Annotated in this window: 15 protein-coding genes and 1 rRNA gene; 4 read left to right on the plus strand and 12 right to left on the minus strand. The window is 46.5% G+C overall.

Features of this window, described 5'->3' with window-relative positions; translation table 11 throughout:
• Window positions 1-111 precede the first annotated feature (111 nt).
• The 3 genes from rrf to fusA all read left to right on the plus strand — a co-directional run bounded on the left by rrf (window position 112) and on the right by fusA (window position 4,919).
• A 5S ribosomal RNA gene (rrf, locus tag L5M71_RS05735) occupies window positions 112-227 on the plus strand.
• A 703-nt stretch (window positions 228-930) separates the two neighbouring features.
• Window positions 931-2,385 carry a diguanylate cyclase gene (locus L5M71_RS05740; RefSeq protein ID WP_263207129.1) on the plus strand — a complete coding sequence of 485 codons (1,455 nt, stop codon included), beginning with the start codon at window positions 931-933 and terminating at the stop codon, window positions 2,383-2,385.
• 440 nt (window positions 2,386-2,825) lie between these two features.
• Complete coding sequence (gene fusA, locus L5M71_RS05745) at window positions 2,826-4,919, plus strand: elongation factor G (protein ID WP_107402610.1); 2,094 nt, start codon at window positions 2,826-2,828, stop codon at window positions 4,917-4,919.
• A 197-nt stretch (window positions 4,920-5,116) separates the two neighbouring features.
• Here fusA and L5M71_RS05750 read toward each other — a convergent pair whose 3' ends face one another.
• Complete coding sequence (locus tag L5M71_RS05750) at window positions 5,117-6,004, minus strand: LysR family transcriptional regulator (protein WP_006086011.1); 888 nt, start codon at window positions 6,002-6,004, stop codon at window positions 5,117-5,119.
• A gap of 93 nt (window positions 6,005-6,097) precedes the next feature.
• On the opposite strand from L5M71_RS05750, the gene L5M71_RS05755 reads away from it, so the two are divergent.
• A complete protein-coding gene (locus L5M71_RS05755; RefSeq protein ID WP_006086010.1) occupies window positions 6,098-6,250 on the plus strand; it encodes a hypothetical protein in 153 nt (50 codons plus the stop codon).
• A gap of 267 nt (window positions 6,251-6,517) precedes the next feature.
• On the opposite strand, the gene napB is transcribed toward L5M71_RS05755, so the two are convergent.
• From napB to L5M71_RS05810, 11 genes are all read right to left on the minus strand, one after another.
• The gene (gene napB, locus L5M71_RS05760; protein ID WP_259581873.1) at window positions 6,518-6,949 is read right to left on the minus strand and encodes a nitrate reductase cytochrome c-type subunit NapB; all 432 of its coding nucleotides are present in this window, start codon (window positions 6,947-6,949) and stop codon (window positions 6,518-6,520) included.
• Window positions 6,946-9,441, minus strand: coding sequence for a nitrate reductase catalytic subunit NapA (gene napA / locus L5M71_RS05765; RefSeq protein ID WP_263207136.1), 2,496 nt, complete (start codon window positions 9,439-9,441; stop codon window positions 6,946-6,948). The genes napB and napA overlap by 4 nt, the downstream gene beginning before the upstream one ends.
• On the minus strand, window positions 9,438-9,707 hold the full coding sequence (locus tag L5M71_RS05770) for a chaperone NapD (protein ID WP_263207138.1): 270 nt from the start codon (window positions 9,705-9,707) through the stop codon (window positions 9,438-9,440). Before L5M71_RS05770 ends, napA begins: the two co-directional genes overlap by 4 nt.
• Before the next feature lie 253 nt (window positions 9,708-9,960).
• The gene (locus L5M71_RS05775) at window positions 9,961-11,604 is read right to left on the minus strand and encodes a polymer-forming cytoskeletal protein (protein WP_263207140.1); all 1,644 of its coding nucleotides are present in this window, start codon (window positions 11,602-11,604) and stop codon (window positions 9,961-9,963) included.
• A gap of 18 nt (window positions 11,605-11,622) precedes the next feature.
• Complete coding sequence (locus tag L5M71_RS05780; protein ID WP_131525379.1) at window positions 11,623-12,192, minus strand: PilW family protein; 570 nt, start codon at window positions 12,190-12,192, stop codon at window positions 11,623-11,625.
• A 2-nt stretch (window positions 12,193-12,194) separates the two neighbouring features.
• Window positions 12,195-12,605 (minus strand): prepilin-type cleavage/methylation domain-containing protein, encoded by a 411-nt coding sequence (locus tag L5M71_RS05785; protein ID WP_131525378.1) that lies wholly within the window; start codon window positions 12,603-12,605, stop codon window positions 12,195-12,197.
• Window positions 12,602-13,039 (minus strand): GspH/FimT family pseudopilin, encoded by a 438-nt coding sequence (locus L5M71_RS05790; protein WP_107946583.1) that lies wholly within the window; start codon window positions 13,037-13,039, stop codon window positions 12,602-12,604. The genes L5M71_RS05785 and L5M71_RS05790 overlap by 4 nt, the downstream gene beginning before the upstream one ends.
• Window positions 13,040-13,420 carry a type IV pilin protein gene (locus L5M71_RS05795; protein WP_317630037.1) on the minus strand — a complete coding sequence of 127 codons (381 nt, stop codon included), beginning with the start codon at window positions 13,418-13,420 and terminating at the stop codon, window positions 13,040-13,042. It lies immediately after the preceding gene.
• 319 nt (window positions 13,421-13,739) lie between these two features.
• Window positions 13,740-14,939: a lipocalin-like domain-containing protein gene (locus tag L5M71_RS05800; protein ID WP_263207144.1), complete on the minus strand. Its 1,200-nt coding sequence runs from the start codon at window positions 14,937-14,939 to the stop codon at window positions 13,740-13,742.
• Window positions 14,939-17,608 carry an ABC transporter permease gene (locus L5M71_RS05805; protein WP_263207146.1) on the minus strand — a complete coding sequence of 890 codons (2,670 nt, stop codon included), beginning with the start codon at window positions 17,606-17,608 and terminating at the stop codon, window positions 14,939-14,941. Before L5M71_RS05805 ends, L5M71_RS05800 begins: the two co-directional genes overlap by 1 nt.
• Window positions 17,598-18,272 carry an ABC transporter ATP-binding protein gene (locus L5M71_RS05810; protein WP_168822486.1) on the minus strand — a complete coding sequence of 225 codons (675 nt, stop codon included), beginning with the start codon at window positions 18,270-18,272 and terminating at the stop codon, window positions 17,598-17,600. Before L5M71_RS05810 ends, L5M71_RS05805 begins: the two co-directional genes overlap by 11 nt.
• Window positions 18,273-18,496: the final 224 nt, after the last annotated feature.

Here is an 18,496-nt window from a genome sequence, read left to right on the forward strand (position 1 = left end):
CTTAGACAGAATACAGATACTTGATAAAGTTTGAACTCAAACAAAGCAAATCAGCTTTCCGAATTATTATTAGCGTGAGCCAGAGATGGACACGGTAATAAACAGAATTTGCTTGGTGACAATAGCCTTGTGGAACCACCTGATCCCATCCCGAACTCAGAAGTGAAACGCAAACGCGCCGATGGTAGTGTGGGGTCTCCCCATGTGAGAGTAGGTCATCGCCAAGCGCCTAATTATCTCATTGAGATGCAACCAAGCCAGCTGAATAAGCTGGCTTTTTTGCGTCTGCAATTTGTTAAATCCAGCCTAGTGTCTATTCAATTAGTCAGTTTTCCTCCTATTTTCCTCTCGATAATCCCTTTTTTACCTTCCACGATACGAATAATTTGCACCATTTGGCTTTATATCAATTCTATTAATATCCGCGACAACTGTTCTATCAGATTCAGTTCCGGAGAATAAGGCTGCAGTTTTATCTCAGATTATAAAATCTTCTGCCATCTTTGTTTGATGCCCCCGCACAGTCCATCATGATCACGGTATAGCGGCCAAAGAACGTAGCTGTAGAAGTTAATGTGAGGTGCCGCTCCATATAATCGCAGTTTGCAAAAGGCACTATGATGGCTTTGGATGGCGAGTAAGGTTGGTTATTTAGGATAGCCCTGATGATGAAGCAATAAATATTGGCTTTTTTAAATGTGATACCAAATTCAGACTGAGTGAACTTAGGACTGAGTGAACTTAGCAACGTTCTTTCCCATCAACTGATTACCTTATGGAGATAAGTTTTGCTGATGTACGAAGGCGTTAAGACACAATGGGCAAACGAGCGTTTCGTATAAGCAATGATAGGAATTGGTATTGTGTGGTTTTCACGTATACACTTTTTTACATTCCCCATCTAGCATCAGCTTTTAGGTTGAAATTTCAATGGAATTGCGTGGCTTATTGAGGTTATTGTCGCTATTGCTGTGTATGCCATTACTGGTGAATGCTGATCGTTTCATGGTGTCTAGTACTAAACTTGCGGATCAAGATGTTAGCGCCAAGTCTGCTGTGATAGTCCGTTATTGCGTTGATCCTGATTGGCTGCCCTATGAAGGAATACGAGAAGGTAAACATCTGGGGATTTCATCGGATTATATTCGTCATGTTGAGTCACATTCTTCCCTTAAGTTTCAGCTAGTGCCGACATCTTCTTGGACCGAAACTTTATCTTTTTTGCAAAGTGGTCAGTGCGATTTAACCCCTATGTTGAATAAAACGCTAATACGCGAGACTTATCTGCACTTCAGTGATGTCTATTTCCGCTCACCAAATGTGCTTGTTTCACTTAAAGAACAGCCTTTTCTGCAAGGATTGGAGAATATCAATACGCGTATTTTAGCCGTGCCCAAAGGTTATCGTTTAGCTGAGTATATTCAGCATTATTATCCTCAGATAGAGATGCTTACTGTTGCCAGTGAACCTGCGGGATTGCAGTCGGTTCTGGATAAACGTGCAGATCTGTTTGTTGGGTCAATGTTTTCGGTTAACGCTTACATTCAACAAATGGGATTTGAACATTTAAAAATTGCGGGTTGGGGCGGGCCGGAAGATGAGTTACGGATGGGGGTCGCTTATGGTCAAGAGTCCTTGTTACCTGTGATAAATAAAGCCTTAAACACTGTGAGTGAGCAAGAGCGGATCACGATTTATCAGAAGTGGAATAATGTGACTGTGATAGATGAGACTAACTATTCGCTTGTGTATCAAATTATCTGCGCGACATGTCTGTTGCTCCTAATGTTGGGGGCGAGAACTTACTTTATGAGTCAATATAATCGAAGATTAACCGATAAGAATAAGCAGTTGGAAACTTTACGCGAACAGCTTGAAGCGTCAAATGCCGAACTCGAATTTTTATCAACCCACGACCCATTAACTAAATTGTATAACCGACATTACTTTAATCGCTTTTTTATTAATAACGAGCAGCATGATAAATCTGCTGGGGCAGGCATGTGCCTTGTAATGATTGATATCGACTACTTTAAAGAGATTAATGACATGCTAGGGCATAACGTCGGCGATCGCATTCTTGAGCAAGTGTCTCAGGTATTACAGCACTGTGTGCGTGATTCTGATGTGGTCGCACGTTGGGGTGGCGAAGAATTTGTTATCCTCTGCCAACAGTCATCATTGCCATTAGTTGAAAGCTTGTGTGTGCGGATTGCGCAGAGGATTAACAATTATCAATTTACTGACAATGTTCACTTAACTTGTAGTTTTGGTGTCGCTAAGCTCGCAGAAAACGAACCTATACAATTGTGTTTTGAGCGGGCAGTTCGAGCCCTTTATCGTGCTAAAGCACAAGGGCGTAATCAAATGTGCATCGACACGTAAGGGTTTACTCAAGACTGATTTGTGGTTATTTGGGTAAAAGACTGCGATTGAAGTGAGTCGCGGATGTGATCTCTATTTTGAAGATAGGTATAACATGATTGTTCTAGCATCCATGCTTGCAGGTTAATGTATGATGTTTGTACTGACGATATGATAGAAATCCCTTGAAAATCGCTTTATCCCATTAAAATGAGGTTTATTTAAGGTTTTTTATTGATTGAGTGAAAAATAAGCTAAAGTGTTTTACTTATCTGTTTTAGTTCGTATTTATGGCGATTTCCTTAAATTATTACGCGACTTTATCGTGAAAAAGTGCGCTATCCATTTGCGTGTAGCTGGGTTCCAATTTACAATATGCGCCTAAAATAATCTGATGTGCGGTGTGTCGGTATTTGTCGCATACTCCGTCTACTTCTTAAACTACTCATTAAAGTTGAATCATGACCGAATTATCCAAATACAGAAACATTGGTATCTTCGCTCACGTTGACGCGGGTAAAACCACGACCACCGAGCGTATCCTTAAGTTAACAGGAAGAATCCATAAAGCCGGTGAGACTCACGATGGCGAATCTACCACTGACTTCATGGTACAGGAAGCTGAGCGCGGTATTACTATTCAGTCTGCTGCTGTAAGTTGCTTCTGGAGAGATCACCGTTTCAACGTTATCGACACTCCAGGACACGTTGACTTCACCGTTGAAGTTTATCGTTCTCTGAAAGTGCTTGATGGCGGTATCGGTGTATTCTGTGGTTCAGGCGGTGTTGAGCCTCAATCAGAAACTAACTGGCGCTATGCGAACGAATCTGAAGTTGCGCGTATTATCTTCGTAAACAAGTTAGACCGTATGGGTGCTGACTTCTTACGCGTAGTTAAGCAAACTAAAGACGTATTAGCTGCTACTCCACTGGTTATGGTTCTGCCAATCGGTGTTGAAGACGAATTCACTGGTGTTGTTGATCTGTTATCTCGTAAAGCATACGTGTGGGATGAGTCTGGTTTACCAGAAAACTTTAATATCCAAGATGTACCTGCTGACATGGTTGACATGGTTGAAGAATACCGTGAAATGCTGATCGAAACTGCCGTTGAGCAAGACGATGCTGTGATGGAAGCGTACATGGAAGGCGAAGAGCCATCTATCGAAGATATCAAGCGTTGTATCCGCAAAGGTACTCGTACTATGGCTTTCTTCCCAACATACTGTGGTTCTGCGTTCAAGAACAAAGGTATGCAACTGGTTCTTGATGCTGTTGTTGATTATTTACCAGCACCAGACGAAGTTGAACCACAGCCATTAACTGACGAAGAAGGCAACGAAACTGGCGAATTCGCTATCGTTTCTGCTGATGAGCCATTAAAAGCGTTAGCGTTCAAAATCATGGATGACCGTTTCGGTGCCCTGACTTTCGTACGTATCTACTCAGGCCGTCTGAAGAAGGGTGATACCATCCTGAACAGCGCGACTGGCAAGACTGAACGTATCGGCCGTATGTGTGAAATGCTAGCTGATGACCGTATTGAAATTGAATCTGCTCAAGCTGGCGACATTATCGCTATCGTGGGTATGAAGAACGTTCAAACTGGTCACACTTTATGTGACGTGAAACACCCAGTTACTTTAGAAGCTATGGTGTTCCCAGAGCCAGTTATTTCTATTGCAGTAGCGCCAAAAGATAAAGGCGGTTCTGAGAAAATGGGTATCGCTATCGGTAAGATGATCGCTGAAGATCCATCATTCCGCGTAGAAACTGACGAAGATTCAGGTGAAACCATCCTTAAAGGTATGGGCGAACTTCACTTAGACATCAAAGTAGACATTCTGAAGCGTACTTATGGTGTTGAATTGATCGTAGGTGAGCCACAAGTTGCTTACCGTGAAACCATTACTCAAATGGTTGAAGATCAATACACTCACAAGAAACAATCAGGTGGTTCTGGTCAATTCGGTAAGATCGAATATATCATCCGCCCAGGTGAGCCAAACACTGGTTTCGTGTTCAAATCTTCAGTTGTTGGTGGTAGCGTTCCGAAGGAATTCTGGCCAGCAGTTGAGAAAGGTTTCGCGAGCATGATGAACACAGGTACTATCGCTGGCTTCCCAGTGTTAGACGTTGAGTTCGAATTAACTGACGGTGCATTCCACGCAGTTGACTCATCAGCAATCGCGTTCGAAATCGCTGCTAAAGGCGCTTTCCGTCAGTCTATCGCTAAAGCTAAACCACAACTTCTTGAGCCAATCATGAAAGTTGACGTGTTCAGCCCAGATGACAACGTGGGTGATGTGATCGGTGACTTAAACCGTCGTCGCGGCATGATCAAAGACCAAGTTGCTGGTGTGACAGGTGTTCGCGTTAAAGCTGACGTACCGTTATCAGAAATGTTCGGTTATATCGGTACTTTACGTACAATGACTTCTGGTCGTGGTCAGTTCTCTATGGAGTTCTCACACTACAGCCAATGTCCAGCTAGCGTAGCTGAGAAAGTTGTTGCTCAAGTTAAAGAACGTAAAGCTGCTGAAGCTAAGAAGTAATTCTTAACTTAACTAAGCTAATATTTTATTAGCTTAGTTAGCTAATAAAAACCGCTGTCGGCCTCTAGGCTAGCAGCGGTTTTTTTATGGGTGAGATCTAACAGTCATCACCAGCTTCGGTTGACGAAGCTCCAGATCTCTTTGTTTAAAGTCCGTACCCTTTTGTTTAATAGAATGTCAGTTCTCGCTTTATCTTCTCAGCGTTCAGTCTTTTGTTTACTCAATTCGAGCAAGGCTTTGGCCGCGGGCGTTAAAGGTAAACTTTGTCGCCAAATGAGCGCCAGATCCCATGTCATTGCGGGTTGCATAGGTTTAAAGACCAGTTTGCTGGTGCTTAATCTATTGCAAATCGGCTCAGGTAAAATGGCGACGCCCATATCGGCTTCGACCATAGCGGCGAGAAAATCCCACTGACCGCTGCGAAAGGCAATATTGAGCTGAACACCTGCTTTGCGGCTGAGCCGATTGATCAACTTCGCGAGGGAGAAGTCTTCGTTATAGAGGATAAAAGGATAGGGTTGGAAGTCCTGCCAGTTTAAGTGGTCTTTCTCGGCTAAGGGATGCCCCTCAGGCAGGCAGGCAAGTAAAGGGTACTTAGTCAGGGGTTGGTTGACGAGTTCAGTCTCATGGGTTGTGGGTAGCGCGGTAAAGGCGATATCGAGACTGTTATTGAGCAGGGCTTGCTCGCAGCCGAATCCGCCGTATTCATACATGTGTAGTTCAACTCCCGGATAACGTTTACGGTAACTAGTCAGCAAGCCTATGATAAGGCTGCTCATCATAGGACATACACCCAGTCGTAACCGCCCCGATTTGAGACCGCTGAGGTTACTCATGTCCTCCTGCAATCTATGCCATTGGCCGAGGATTTCCCGTGCACTGTGCTCAAATAGCTGCCCCGCCTGAGTGAGCTCAACCTTTTGGTTATTTCGGATCAGCAGGGTTTCCCCTAGGCTCTCCTCGAGTCTTTGGATGATTTTGCTCAGTGTCGGCTGAGTGATAAAACATTTCTGCGCGGCGCGGGTAAAGTTTTCGGTTTCCACTAAGGTCAGAAAACACTGTAAGGTCTTGATTGGGATGTTCATGCTCAAATGGAATCCATATTATGGAATTTATTCATTTTACTAATGATGGCCTAAGTATTACTTTGACCTTGTTAACAAAACAGGGGAATACCGATGAAATCAAGTTCAAGTCTGTGGGTAGGTGCTTTGTGGCAGGCGGCTATGCCTGTGGCAAAAGATGTGCAAAAAGCAAAAGCGGCGCAAGTAACTAAAACGGCTCCAGCGGGTGATTTGCATAAAGCAAAACAACAAGTAAACCCAGCCTAGGCTGGGTTTTTCTTTTCTGCGTTTTAGATTCTGCTCTTATCTTCATGTCCCTCGATTCTCACTTTGCCTTTTTAACTTCTGCTCAATCCCTTCCTTGGTGAAAGCACTGTTCAGCAACGGACGCTGAACCAGCGATAGACGTTTAGTCTTATATTTACTTGAATACTCATTACTGGCTCTAAGCTAACTCATTAGGATTGGATGCTTAAATAGCAAAAAAGCCACCCTAATCAATTCGGGTGGCTTTGCTCTGCAGGGGAGTGTGATTTACTTGTCGGAGAACTGATTCTCCACGAGTGCTTGTTTGTTTTCGGCTTGAGCGATGTGGCATTGAGTACAGAAATAGTTATGCCCGTTAACTGTGCCTTTATCGTCAATCACATGGGACTTAGCGACAGGCGTGGCTTTCATGCGTTTTGCCTTGTCCCAACTATGGCAGCTTAAACAACCATTTTTATCTAAGGTGATCTTGTAATCGTCCTTATGTGGGATAAGCGGTGGTTGCTCGCTAAAGCTGCGCTCAATGGCGGCGCCGCGACTGGGATAAATCGCCATGGCATCGGCTGGGCGAATGTCGGTGATCGCCATGTTTCCTGCGAGGGATTGAATATTAACTGGCGCTGCGTTGGTGTCGGCTTGCTGACCTGAGCAGCCAGTAATGGCGACGAGTAACGCAGTTAAGGTGAGTATTTTTCTCATTGGTTATTCTCCGCCTTGGTGACTTTGACTGGGCACTTTTTAAAGTCAGTTTCTTTTGATAGGGGATCGGTCGCATCCAATATCAGTTTGTTGACTAACTGGCGTGCATCGAAGAAAGGCATAAATACCACGCCGCGTGGCGGTTTGTTACGGCCTTTGGTTTCAACTCGGGTTTTCACTTCACCGCGCGGTGAGGCCACTATGACTTCGTCACCACGTTGTACACCGCGGGCTTTGGCATCTTCTGGGTGCATAAAAATCTGCGCGTCGGGAAAAGCGCGGTAAAGCTCGGGTACGCGCGCTGTCATCGAGCCTGTGTGCCAGTGCTCTAACACGCGGCCGGTCGACATCCACAAATCGTACTCTTCATTCGGCTCTTCGGCGGCGGGTTCGTAGGGCAGGGCGAAGATCACCGCTTTACCATCTGGCTTGCCATAGAATTTAAAGCCTTCACCCGCTTTGACATAAGGGTCGCTCCCCTCAACGAAACGGCGCAGGGTTTCTTTGCCATTAACGACTGGCCAGCGTAGGCCGCGGGTTTCGTGGTAACGGTCAAAGTCGGCTAAATCATGGCCATGGCCACGACCGAAAGCTGCATATTCTTCGAAAATGCCTTTTTGCAGGTAGAAACCGAAGTGTTCGCTCTCATCGTTTAATTCGGCTTTGCAATCGGAAGTTGGGAACTTGTCGATCACGCCATTGGCAAATAGCACTTCATATAAGGTTTTATCCGCGTATTCCGGTTGTTTGGCTATCAGTTCGGCTGGCCAGACTTCGGAGACTTTGAATCGTTTCGAAAATTCGACTAGTTGCCACAGATCTGAGGTTGCGCCTTCTGGGGCTTTTACTTGCTGATGCCACATATGAGTACGGCGCTCGGCGTTGCCGTAAGCTCCTTCTTTTTCAACCCACATTGCTGTTGGCAAAATTAAATCTGCCGCCATGGCTGTGATGGTTGGATAAGGATCTGAAACCACGATAAAGTTTTCTGGGTTACGAAAGCCAGGGTAAATCTCATCGTTGATGTTAGGGCCTGCCTGCATATTATTGGTACACATGGTCCAGTAGCAGTTGAGCTTGCCATCTTTGAGCATACGGCTCTGGAGTACGGCATGGTAGCCAGGTTTGGCGGGAATGGTCCCTTCAGGCACTTGCCATAGCTTTTCGGTAATGGCGCGGTGTTTGTCGTTAGTGACTTCCATATCGGCGGGTAAACGGTGGGCGAAAGTACCGACTTCACGTGCAGTCCCGCAAGCCGAAGGTTGACCTGTTAACGAGAATGGACTGTTACCCGGAGTGGCAATTTTGCCCGTGAGTAAGTGGATGTTGTAGAGCATGTTGTTTGCCCACACGCCGCGAACGTGTTGGTTAATGCCCATGGTCCACAGACTCATGACTTTAACGTTAGGGTCGGCATAGGCTTTGGCTAAAATCTCCAGCTTCTCTGGCTCGACGCCACTCATCTTGGCGGCATATTCCAGCGTATAAGTGCTGACAAACTTGGCATACTCGTCAAAGCTAATAGGCGTGGATTTACCATTGCCTGGATTTTTAGCTTTTTTCTCTAATGGATGCTCTGGACGCAGGCCATAGCCTATATCGTCAACGCCTAAGGCAAACTTAGTGTGTTTGGTAACAAAGTCGGTATTAACGGCTTTATTTTCAATAATGTAATTGGCGATATAGTTGAGGATCACTAAGTCCGACTGTGGGCGGAACACCATAGGGTTATCGGCCAAATCGAAGCTGCGATTCTCAAAGGTCGACAGCACATGCACTCGGCACGTTGGACTGCTTAAACGTCTATCAGAAATTCGTGCCCACAGAATTGGGTGCATCTCCGCCATGTTTGCGCCCCAGAGTACAAACTGATCGGCGGCTTCTAAATCGTCATAACACCCCATGGGCTCATCGATACCGAAGGTGCGCATAAAGCCGCCTACGGCTGAGGCCATGCAGTGGCGCGCATTAGGATCTATGTTGTTGGTAAGGAAACCTGCTTTATGAAGTTTAGAGGCGGCATAACCTTCCCAAATAGTCCATTGACCAGAGCCAAACATACCTACCGACGTCGGGCCTTTGGTGGCGAGACTGTGTTTCCATCTCGCGGCCATAGTATCGAAGGCCACATCCCAGCTGACTGGGGTGAACTCACCTTCTTTATGGTATTTGCCGTCTTTCATCCGCAGCAATGGCGTGGTTAATCTGTCCTTGCCGTACATGATTTTTGATAGGAAATAACCTTTAATACAGTTAAGGCCACGGTTGACTGGACTTTCAGGATCGCCCTTAGTGGCGACCACTTTGCCCGCTTGGGTGCCCACTAATACGCTACACCCCACACCGCAGAAACGGCAGGGAGCTTTATCCCACTTGATACTGTCAGCTTGTTCGGCGGCTTCGACCATCTTAATGGGAAGTGTGACGCCAACGGCCGTTGCAGCGGCAACCGCTGCGTTGGCCTTGAGAAACTCGCGGCGGCTTATGCTCATAATATTTCCTCACTCTCTTGTACTAAGGGTTCTACTTGGTGGTAAATCAAGCTGGCAGATAACACGCCGGACAGGGCATTGATGGCTTCAATATTGTCAAGAATCGCTCTTTGGCTACTCCCTTCTAAGGTGACAACCAATTTTCCTTCGGGTGTAATTGCATGAATATCGGTACCCACTAATGCGAGGATATTGGCTTCAACCTGCTGTAAGGTTTTAGGCGTGGCATGCACCACAAGGCTGGTGACGTGGTATTCCTGACTCATATTGGATGACCTGTAGTAGCGTAAACTCGGTTACTTAAGATTAAAAAGGAGGGTAACCGAGTGCTGATACTGGCGAGTCTAGACCTGATAAAAAATGTGGGTATACCTCACAAGAGGTATTGAAAGCGATAGTCGATCCGGATCAAAGTTTTGCGAGTGATCTAACTCCCAGTTTGATATTTAAGCTTTGAGATTATTGTAGATGAGAGGCTTTGTACTTGGCCGTATATGGGATACGGCCAATGGAGCAGGATTATAAGTATTGCCAACCTTTAAGCACTATCGCAGGCGGAATAGCATTTTCACTGCCCAAATCGGCTTCGCCTAGGGCATTGTCATAATGGATCTTGCCATTGCCCGTGGCGGTGATGGATTTACCTCTTACTGAGCCGAAGATTTCGGGACCACCGGGCAGATTGACTTTGGATTTAGGCGCATAAAGCGCGGCGTAAATCGGTACGCTTCCACTGACAGTCACATCTTTATTTGAACCCGAATAAATCGCTAACGGCGGTTTATTGCTGCTGGTTAGGGTTTGGCTTTTAATGCTATTACCGTTATTGGTGCCTGCCGTAAAGGAAATCTCACCATTCACAAATAGCGTTAGGCTTGAGCCTGGGGCGATATTTAGTTGGTTTGCGCCACTCATTTTAAAGTCACCATTGATTATCAGTGTGACATCCCCACCGCTGATGTTTAATACACCATCGCTACTCATGACTAAACTGTCGAGATTAAATACTGGGGTTTCAGAACCGAAGATATTCTCTGAACTTGAGGACAGGGCAGGAAACGCATTACTGTTACCTGAACTCGCAGTCGAGCCCGTTGGGGAAATGGTTACATTCTGGGTTGATGCAATTGTTCTTGCGCCATTGTTGGGCATTTTAAACCCTCCCATTACGGCACCAATATCTAATGGATCACAGGACTTAGTGGGAACGGGAGATACATTGGGTGCTAGATTCACCGTTTGGCCAATGCTGCTATTTTGATGAAAGGTGCCATCGCCGCCATATTGAAGTGTCCCATTCACTTTGGCACCGGGAGCTGTTGATGCATTCTGATTGGCTTGCACTGAGCCTTCAACAGTCCCACTGTTCTTTAGCTCGAAATTCTGACCCGCAGTGATATTCCCCCCGACTGTACCTGTGCCTAAGATGACATCTTTATTGCCTTGAATATTGCCCATTAGGGAAGATGAGCCTGTTAGGGTGACATTTCCCGTTGCACTGACATCGCCGTAAATCGGCGAATTGCCCGACAAGGTTACATCGGCATTCGGTTCAACCGTCGTTACATTGCCTTTGCCATGCTTATTGAGTTGGTTGTTGCCTTGAGCATTGTTGAAGCTATCGCCGTAGGCGCCTTTACGTGAGTCGTAACCATCGATTGTGCTACTGCCGGTGAGATTGAGGCTCTCGCAGGAAACGATGGCATCGTTAAAAATGTTATTACCCTTTGCGCCCTTTAGGGCAAAGAGTGCATTGAGTTTCGCTTGACCTTCTAAGTGTTGCCCTGTGCTGTTGACGCTGAGTTCGGCGCTCGGGGTCACGGTTTTTGTCAACGTATAGGCGCTGCTGTCGATACTGCCTGAGGCACTTTTTGGCAGGCTGTCATTTAAGGAGGTCGTAGTGCTTTGGGGTACTTTAATTAAAGTCGCATTGAGGGTGTTATAGCTTTCATACATGCCTTGTTCGGCGGTGAGTTGCGCATTGACTTGCTTCTGGAAGTTCCCGCTCAGTCGCTCTTGTACTAAGTTATCTCGCAATGATGTCACGACTAATAAACTGGCTAATAGGCTGAAGACTAAGACGATAAGTAACACTGCACCCTTTTGCTTATTGATACTGCCGCGAGGTGGCGAAGCGTGAGCAAATGAACGTCCCGTGTGCATGTCTGTGCTTCCTTGTGCCTATGGCACTTGTTGTGAATTAATGGCTTGTTGCCAAAGGGGTTTACGCAGTGCGACCTGCAAGCTAATACCCTGACCATATTGCGTCGGCAAAGCTAAGGGCTTCAGATTGATGCTGACGAGTTCACCAGCTTGAGAGAAGTGAGCCGCTTCTAGCCCGGTGAGGAGTGTTTGCGCGCCATCACCATCGTTGCAGGATAAGTTAGGTGCCATAAAGCTAAATGTTTCAATATAATCAGCGGTTTTACTTTGGCCTAAACAGCTAATACTTGGTTGGCTTGCGGAGGCGCGCGTGCTTAAGACGAGTTCGTTAGCCGATACAAGGGCGACGTTATCAGCCTGTTTGATGCTTTTACTGAGCGTTAGCGTGGCGTATCTTAAGGCGTCAGCGGCATTTTCTAGACGTTTACTTTCCTCAACGGTGGCCTTAAGTGGCGCAAAGAAATTGATCACAGCGATCATGATGATCAGCCCTAATACCATGGCAATCATCAGTTCGGATAAGCTAAACCCCGATTGTCTTAAGGCGGGTTTAATGTGTCTCCATTGAGTGTGATGAGCTGAAATCACAGTTAGGCCTTACACAGATGGGGAAAACTGGCGTTAAGACTGACGCTATTATCGGTATCGACTCGACCATCTTGCCAAGTCACAGTAATTGCCATGTTGTCTTGATAAGTGGCGGGTAACACTAAGTCAAAGCCTACGGGGAAATCTTGGCTTAAACTGGCTCTAAAATTGATATCTTCGAAGCGGGCGGGTTGCTTTTGCACTTCGCATAACCTTGGCCAAATCTGTTCAATGACATTTTGCGCTTGCACTGTGGCAACTGTGTATTGAAAGCTATTGGTGGCATGTTGTAGCGATGATAGCTGCGCTTTTGCCAGTGCAAGCAATGAAGTGACTGATACCACGAGTGAGACTAAAACTTCTGTCATGGTAAAGCCAAGGTGTTTTTTACCTACGTGATTAAAGGCTTTCATGCACAATCCCCGCTCTGAAGCTGACTTTGGCCGCTCGGTAAAATGCATAAATTCATGTTTTCACCTTGACTGTTCGCCAATGAAATACTGGTTTTGGCTGTATTGCCCGTGGCACTGATGCTGATACTAGCCAGTCCTGTTACAGCAACCCCACGTGTCGGGGGCGTAAAAACCTTCAATTCGTTATCGTCGCTATCTTTAATGACCCAAAGTCCCGCTTCTGTTGCCGTGAGGGTAATTGAAGTGCTGCGTTTTATCGCTTCGCTGCGGGCAAATTTATAGCTAGAGACCAATTCATTCGCGGCAGCGGTTAGCTGTTCACGTGCCATAACATCGCGGTACGAAGGGAGTGCTAAGCTGCCTAAAATACCGATAATCGCGACGGTAACCATAAGCTCAACTAAGGTAAATCCTTGATTCCACGTGTTCGACATTTAATTTGTCCAACAATTGGCAGCAGGAGTTCGCACGCCTTTCTGATTAATGCTTAAGGTGCCACAGCTATCCGATTGGTGGCTGGTTGGGACTGCCGAGAGGGAGAAACTTAACTTGTCGTCCGCCGGTGTGTAGCTAAAAGTGTAGTAAGGACTGTTGGTTAAGGTTTGCGCAGCAGGATACTTACCTTGACGGGAATAATTGCGCTCTAGTGCTTGCACGCTCGTCATCAAATATTGCTGGGCATCGAAACGACGACCTTGCTTTAGGTATTCGGAAAAAGAAGGGATAGCGATAGCGGCGAGAATGCCGATGATGGCTACGACGATCATGAGTTCAATTAAGGTAAACCCTTTCTCTATGCGGATGATAGAACTCATTAACAACTCCATTTGTGCTGGCTGATGCGTATTGCAGTTACTCATAAATACGAGAGTTAAACTGTTTCTTTTATGTTATGACAACGTTGTCATTTGATTTTATGATAATGTATTTGGGTTGACTTTAAAATGCAACAATTGGTTGATTATTAGTCTTTAACTCGATCGCAAATAGGGCGTTATTGTGGGCTTGGTCACGTATCTGATGTTGATATATCTTTATGTAACAGTGGCTTAAGATGATTTTTCAACATGGCTATCTTGTTGTGTTACTTCGCGCTGACTTAGCATTTCTGGTTATTAAGAGCGATGTTTAGGCTCAATAGCCCGTTAGCTCCATATAACCCGTACCTGTATGGCTGCCAGAGAGTTGCACTGGGCCTTCCCAGTAGGGCGTTGATAATGACATAGCGCTATTGGTATTGAGCGGGGTGATAGTGAGATCGATATTTTCGCTGGGGATTTTTACCTGCCAGCTAACGGGATAGTCGCCATTGACTGTGTGTTGCCATTTAAGAGGCGTCATCTGAATGTCATTGGGATTGTCAGTGGAATTGATGTTGCGCCCAGTGCCATCGGCAAACATTCTTCTGGCGCTATAAAATGCTGAGATAGGTGTATTCTTTGCGGACTCTGCTGAAGACTGATCCCGTAGCTGAAACAACATCAGCGTCGAGTCATCGTTTAACCTGAGCGCGAACCAATCCCAGCCCTGTTGCGTTTTAGTGAGGAATTGCGAGCTCCATTCCCTGTCGAGCCAACCTTGGCCTGTGACTTGCTCCACTTTGCCATTGCGGTTGATTTCACCTGAAATTTCAATAAAGGGTTGGCTGTAATAGTAAGAGGCTACTTGGCCGTCGCGGCTTTTAAGGCTATAGCCGTTAACGCCTTGGTATTGCAGTGGCGCTTGGCTATTAAGCTGAAGTCGATAGCTAAAATCAGAATTCTCCACCGTTAAGGTCGCGGGAAAGAGTGCATTGGTTTCGCTCTGCCAGTGCCAGTTATCGAGGCGGATTTGATAAGGATCTAATTTCACCTCGGCAAACTCGCTATGACGGCGTGACCACTTTTCGTGGGCCAAGTGAGCATTATTCGAGGTTAATGCACTGTGGGCCAAGTAAAGCTGCTGAGTCTCCCATGTGGATTCATTTTTAGCTATCACATCTGTTCCTTGCGGAACTGTTGTTTGTGGAGCGATTGTTTGCAGAGTTGTGGGTTTCAGGGCGACTCTAAACTGCGTCCACTGGGCACCGAGTTGCTCACCTGTTTCTGTGGTTAAATTGGCGGTCAGATACCACCATTCCTGGCGAAAGCCATTGTGCGTCAAGTGATCTCGGGGAAATTCAAATCTATAGCTAGGAACAACAGGCGTAAAAGCCAAATCATCTTGATTATTCGAGTTTTTCCCTACCACATTGGCCATGGATTTAGATTGAGTGCTTTGCGTCGATGGCGTTTTATCGCAGCCGCCGATCAGCATTAACCCAACCACTGCCCATACAATACTGAGTGTTTTCATCACAGGGTCTCCTGCTGCAGGCTAGCGACCAGTGGCTTGCGGGTTTGCCAATACAGCGGTAAGAGTACGGCTAAGGTGCAGGTGGTTAAGGCAATCAGTATTGCATGGCCGTAAGCTTGCCAATCCCAAATCATTTTTATCGTCCAGCCAAAGGCTTGCAAGGTGATCTTATTAATAAGCAGGTAACCTAACAGCGCGCCCGTTGGCATAGCGAGCAGGCAAGTGATCAGTACCACAATCAACATCTGCATAAACACCATACCGCGCAGAGCATTACGACTGACGCCGAGGGAATACAGCCGTGCCAGTGGCGCTTGCCTTGCCTGAGTCAACATTAAGCAGGCACTAAAGAGGCCAATCGCGGCGACAATCAAGGTTAAACTATTCAGCACTAAGGTAATGGAAAAAGTGCGTTTAAACATAGCGATAGCTTGGGTTTTAATCTTAGTTTGGCTGTAGATTTGTGCTTGGGATAAACCTAACTCAGTCGCCAGTTGGACTTGTAGTTGATCAAGCTGCGCTTCACTTATCCTACTGCCTTGCTCTTTACCGTGAAAACTTGCCGCTAAACTGACTGGCAGTACAGGTAACTGGGCCCGTTGCCAAAGTGGCTGGCTGATAATGACCTCGTTTCGGGTATTGCCGTGGTCATAATAAATGCCGCCAATAATGGCTTTGCTGTTACCTGTTTTCTTGAGCACATCCAATGACACAGTATCACCAAGCTGTAATTGGTATTTGATGGCAAGAGGTTCGCTCACCAATACAACGGGTGCATTAAAGTAGGATTGCCACAATGTAGGCTGGCTTTCCTTAAGCGCACTGGTGTGCCGAGTCGAAAATTCATCGCGGCTGAGTAGGCTCACCGGAATTGTCTGCTTGCTCGGATTATCCGTCGAAACTGGCAGTGAAAGCTGGGCTTCAATTTGCCACTGCTGATAAAGACCGCTGACTCTAGGATCGTGTATCAATTGGGTTTGAATAGTGTCGATACGCTGGCTCGGTGGGCGGATATAGAGATCGGCATGCAAGCGAGTTTCTAGCCAAGTTCGCAGGGTTTGCTCGAAGCTTCCAACGAGGGTGTTCATCGACACATTGGCACTGAGCGCCAGTAAGATCGCCATCATAGCAAGGGAAAGAGGTGCAATAAGCTCACGGGTTTCGGCGAGAAGATATTGCCATAATCCAGGACGCGCCAAGGGCATTAACGCACTGACGCCCCAATGCAATAATTGTGGTAACAATAAGGGAATAGCGATAGCGACGATACCGAGCAACACTAAGCTGATGTTATAGCTTTGGCTGAAGGGAAACAGCAACGCCGCTAAGGTCAATAAGCCACAGGCTAAGGCAAATTGAATGCTATGGGTTTTACGGTGTGCCTGCATTTGCTGATAGCGATTCGCCCCTTGTGCAAGTGCTTGGCGCGTAAGATCTAAATACAAGGGCAAGCAAGCGGCGAGCGCGGCAATTAAGGTGAGGGCAATTGCCTCAAAAAGCCAAGTCCATTGCCAAATACCGGGGAGCAAGTGGGCGCCATACATTTGCTCTAAGGTCATGGCGACCATAGGTTGCAGCCAGTGGCTGAGTTGCAAACCACTGATAAAGCCCAGACTTGAACCTATGACTACTAACAAAATTAATTCGAACATCAGTGCCGTCATCAAGGCGCGGCGCTCGATTCCCTGTTGCAATAATTGCACTAACAGTTTTTGCCGTTTCATTAGGCTGTAGCGCACACCGTTATAGGCGATAAAGAGGCCGACAACGAAGGCTAACATGCTCATAGCATTAAGATTAAGGTGAAAACTGCGGGTCAGCGCTATCAGCGCTTGGCCTTGATCCTGTTGGCTAAAGCTGGCCTTTTGCGGCGTAATCCCTAAGGCGTCGAGTTGGGATTTTAGTTTAGGTAGGTTTTCTCGCTCACTGAACATGGCGATATAGCTCAATCTGCCTTGCATGTTTAGTAATCGCTGGGCGAGGGACATATCGGCCAAGATGGCGCTTCCTAGACCAAAACTGTCATCAATTGCAATGACATCTAAGGTGCTATTTTCTAAAACAAGTTTACCGTCGGGTGCCACTTTGGCAGCTAGGCTGCGGCTCATTATTACTGTGGCTGCGCCGCTGAGGAGATCGGCAAGCGGTAAGTCATTCATCTGTGGCGAGGTGGCTGATTGTGTGTCGGTCGAGGCGTTACTTCTCGATTTTTGTAGTGTTAATGCAGCGATCAAATCGCTGCCTTCCAGTTGCCAGAACTGACCGTTTTTACTGGAGATTTTGTCACTTACGACGGCGAGACTCTGACTTAATCCGGCTCGTCTCAAGGCGAAATAGACAGATTCATCTAAAGTGTTTTGTCCAAGGGGCGGCGTGAGTAGCACATCGGCGCGTTGACTCAGTAACTCAGTCGCCTCGCTATAGCTGCGCACGGCATTGTCATTGGTTGCCTTGACTCCAATGAGCAGAGTGACGGCCAAGGCGATACCGAGCAGAATGGCACCTGCTTGTATAGGCGAATGGCGATAATGGGCGATAAAAACCTTTAGGCTGAGCCACGTCAGCCTCAGCCAAGTTAACTTTAGCCTTGTTTGCTTAAGCCCAGCCTGTTTAAGTTCTGTTTGCTTAAGTTCTGTGGGAGTCGCCTTAGTGAGCGGTTTATTGTTCATAGATAGCGACTGCACCTTGGGATAAGTGCCAACGTTTTTGCATAAAGGCGGCGCACTCTTCGCTGTGGGTGACCATTAAGATACTGGTTTGGCTTTCCCGTGCCAGTTCACACAGTAATGCCATGACTTGCTTACCCGATACATCATCTAAGTTACCCGTGGGTTCGTCGGCTAACAATAAGGTTGGCTTATGGGCTAAGGCGCGGGCGATGGCGACGCGCTGTTGTTGACCGCCGGACAGGGCTTCAACTTGGCGGTGAAGTAATGGCAAGAGCCCTAGTTTTTCAACCAGATAGTCACACCAAGGCGACCATGGCTGCGCGGTTAAACTTAAGGAGAAGGCGATATTGTCTTTCACGTTGAGTGGCGTGAGTAAGTTAAATTGCTGAAACACGACACCTAAGGAATTACGTCTGAAACGGCTCCAATCTTTGTCTTGCCAAGTTGAGGTGGACGCTTGTTCTAGCAAGATTTCACCCGAGTCTGGCGTTTCAAAGCCGGCGATCAGGTTGAGTAAGGTGCTTTTGCCGCTGCCGCTGGGACCTGTAAGCGCCACGGTTTCACCTCTGTGGATCTGTAGATTAACCGCTTGCAGTACTTGATGATATTGCTCACCATCGCGAAAGCCTTTGGTGACTTGGTTAAGCTTAGCGACGTCGGCCATTGAGCAACTCCTTTATATCCATTGGCGGCGGGTGTGGTAAGCAGTGTTTCAAATTGCGGCGGCAACTTACTTAGTGGCCGCAATTTAGCATTGCCATTCTATGTTCAAGATAAAGCATTTTCTATTCAGATAGATACTGATTTTTCTTGTAATAGGATCATCTACTGAGTAACAAAACATAAATCGTCATTTGGTGTAAAAATAGTCAACTGGATTAAATCCTC

It is taken from the genome of Shewanella sp. SW1, assembly GCF_025653545.1.
Lineage (GTDB): Bacteria > Pseudomonadota > Gammaproteobacteria > Enterobacterales > Shewanellaceae > Shewanella > Shewanella oncorhynchi.

Excerpts from the sequence above, each read along its gene's own strand:
- L5M71_RS05810 (WP_168822486.1), bottom strand. The coding sequence starts at position 18,272 with ATGGCCGACGTCGCTAAGCTTAACCAAGTCACCAAAGGCTTTCGCGAT.
- L5M71_RS05770 (WP_263207138.1), bottom strand. The coding sequence starts at position 9,707 with ATGAGTCAGGAATACCACGTCACCAGCCTTGTGGTGCATGCCACGCCT.
- napB (WP_259581873.1), bottom strand. The coding sequence starts at position 6,949 with ATGAGAAAAATACTCACCTTAACTGCGTTACTCGTCGCCATTACTGGC.
- L5M71_RS05740 (WP_263207129.1), top strand. The coding sequence starts at position 931 with ATGGAATTGCGTGGCTTATTGAGGTTATTGTCGCTATTGCTGTGTATG.
- L5M71_RS05755 (WP_006086010.1), top strand. The coding sequence starts at position 6,098 with ATGAAATCAAGTTCAAGTCTGTGGGTAGGTGCTTTGTGGCAGGCGGCT.
- L5M71_RS05790 (WP_107946583.1), bottom strand. The coding sequence starts at position 13,039 with ATGTCGAACACGTGGAATCAAGGATTTACCTTAGTTGAGCTTATGGTT.
- L5M71_RS05805 (WP_263207146.1), bottom strand. The coding sequence starts at position 17,608 with ATGAACAATAAACCGCTCACTAAGGCGACTCCCACAGAACTTAAGCAA.
- L5M71_RS05785 (WP_131525378.1), bottom strand. The coding sequence starts at position 12,605 with ATGAAAGCCTTTAATCACGTAGGTAAAAAACACCTTGGCTTTACCATG.
- napA (WP_263207136.1), bottom strand. The coding sequence starts at position 9,441 with ATGAGCATAAGCCGCCGCGAGTTTCTCAAGGCCAACGCAGCGGTTGCC.
- L5M71_RS05800 (WP_263207144.1), bottom strand. The coding sequence starts at position 14,939 with ATGAAAACACTCAGTATTGTATGGGCAGTGGTTGGGTTAATGCTGATC.
- L5M71_RS05795 (WP_317630037.1), bottom strand. The coding sequence starts at position 13,420 with ATGAGTTCTATCATCCGCATAGAGAAAGGGTTTACCTTAATTGAACTC.
- L5M71_RS05775 (WP_263207140.1), bottom strand. The coding sequence starts at position 11,604 with ATGCACACGGGACGTTCATTTGCTCACGCTTCGCCACCTCGCGGCAGT.
- L5M71_RS05750 (WP_006086011.1), bottom strand. The coding sequence starts at position 6,004 with ATGAACATCCCAATCAAGACCTTACAGTGTTTTCTGACCTTAGTGGAA.
- fusA (WP_107402610.1), top strand. The coding sequence starts at position 2,826 with ATGACCGAATTATCCAAATACAGAAACATTGGTATCTTCGCTCACGTT.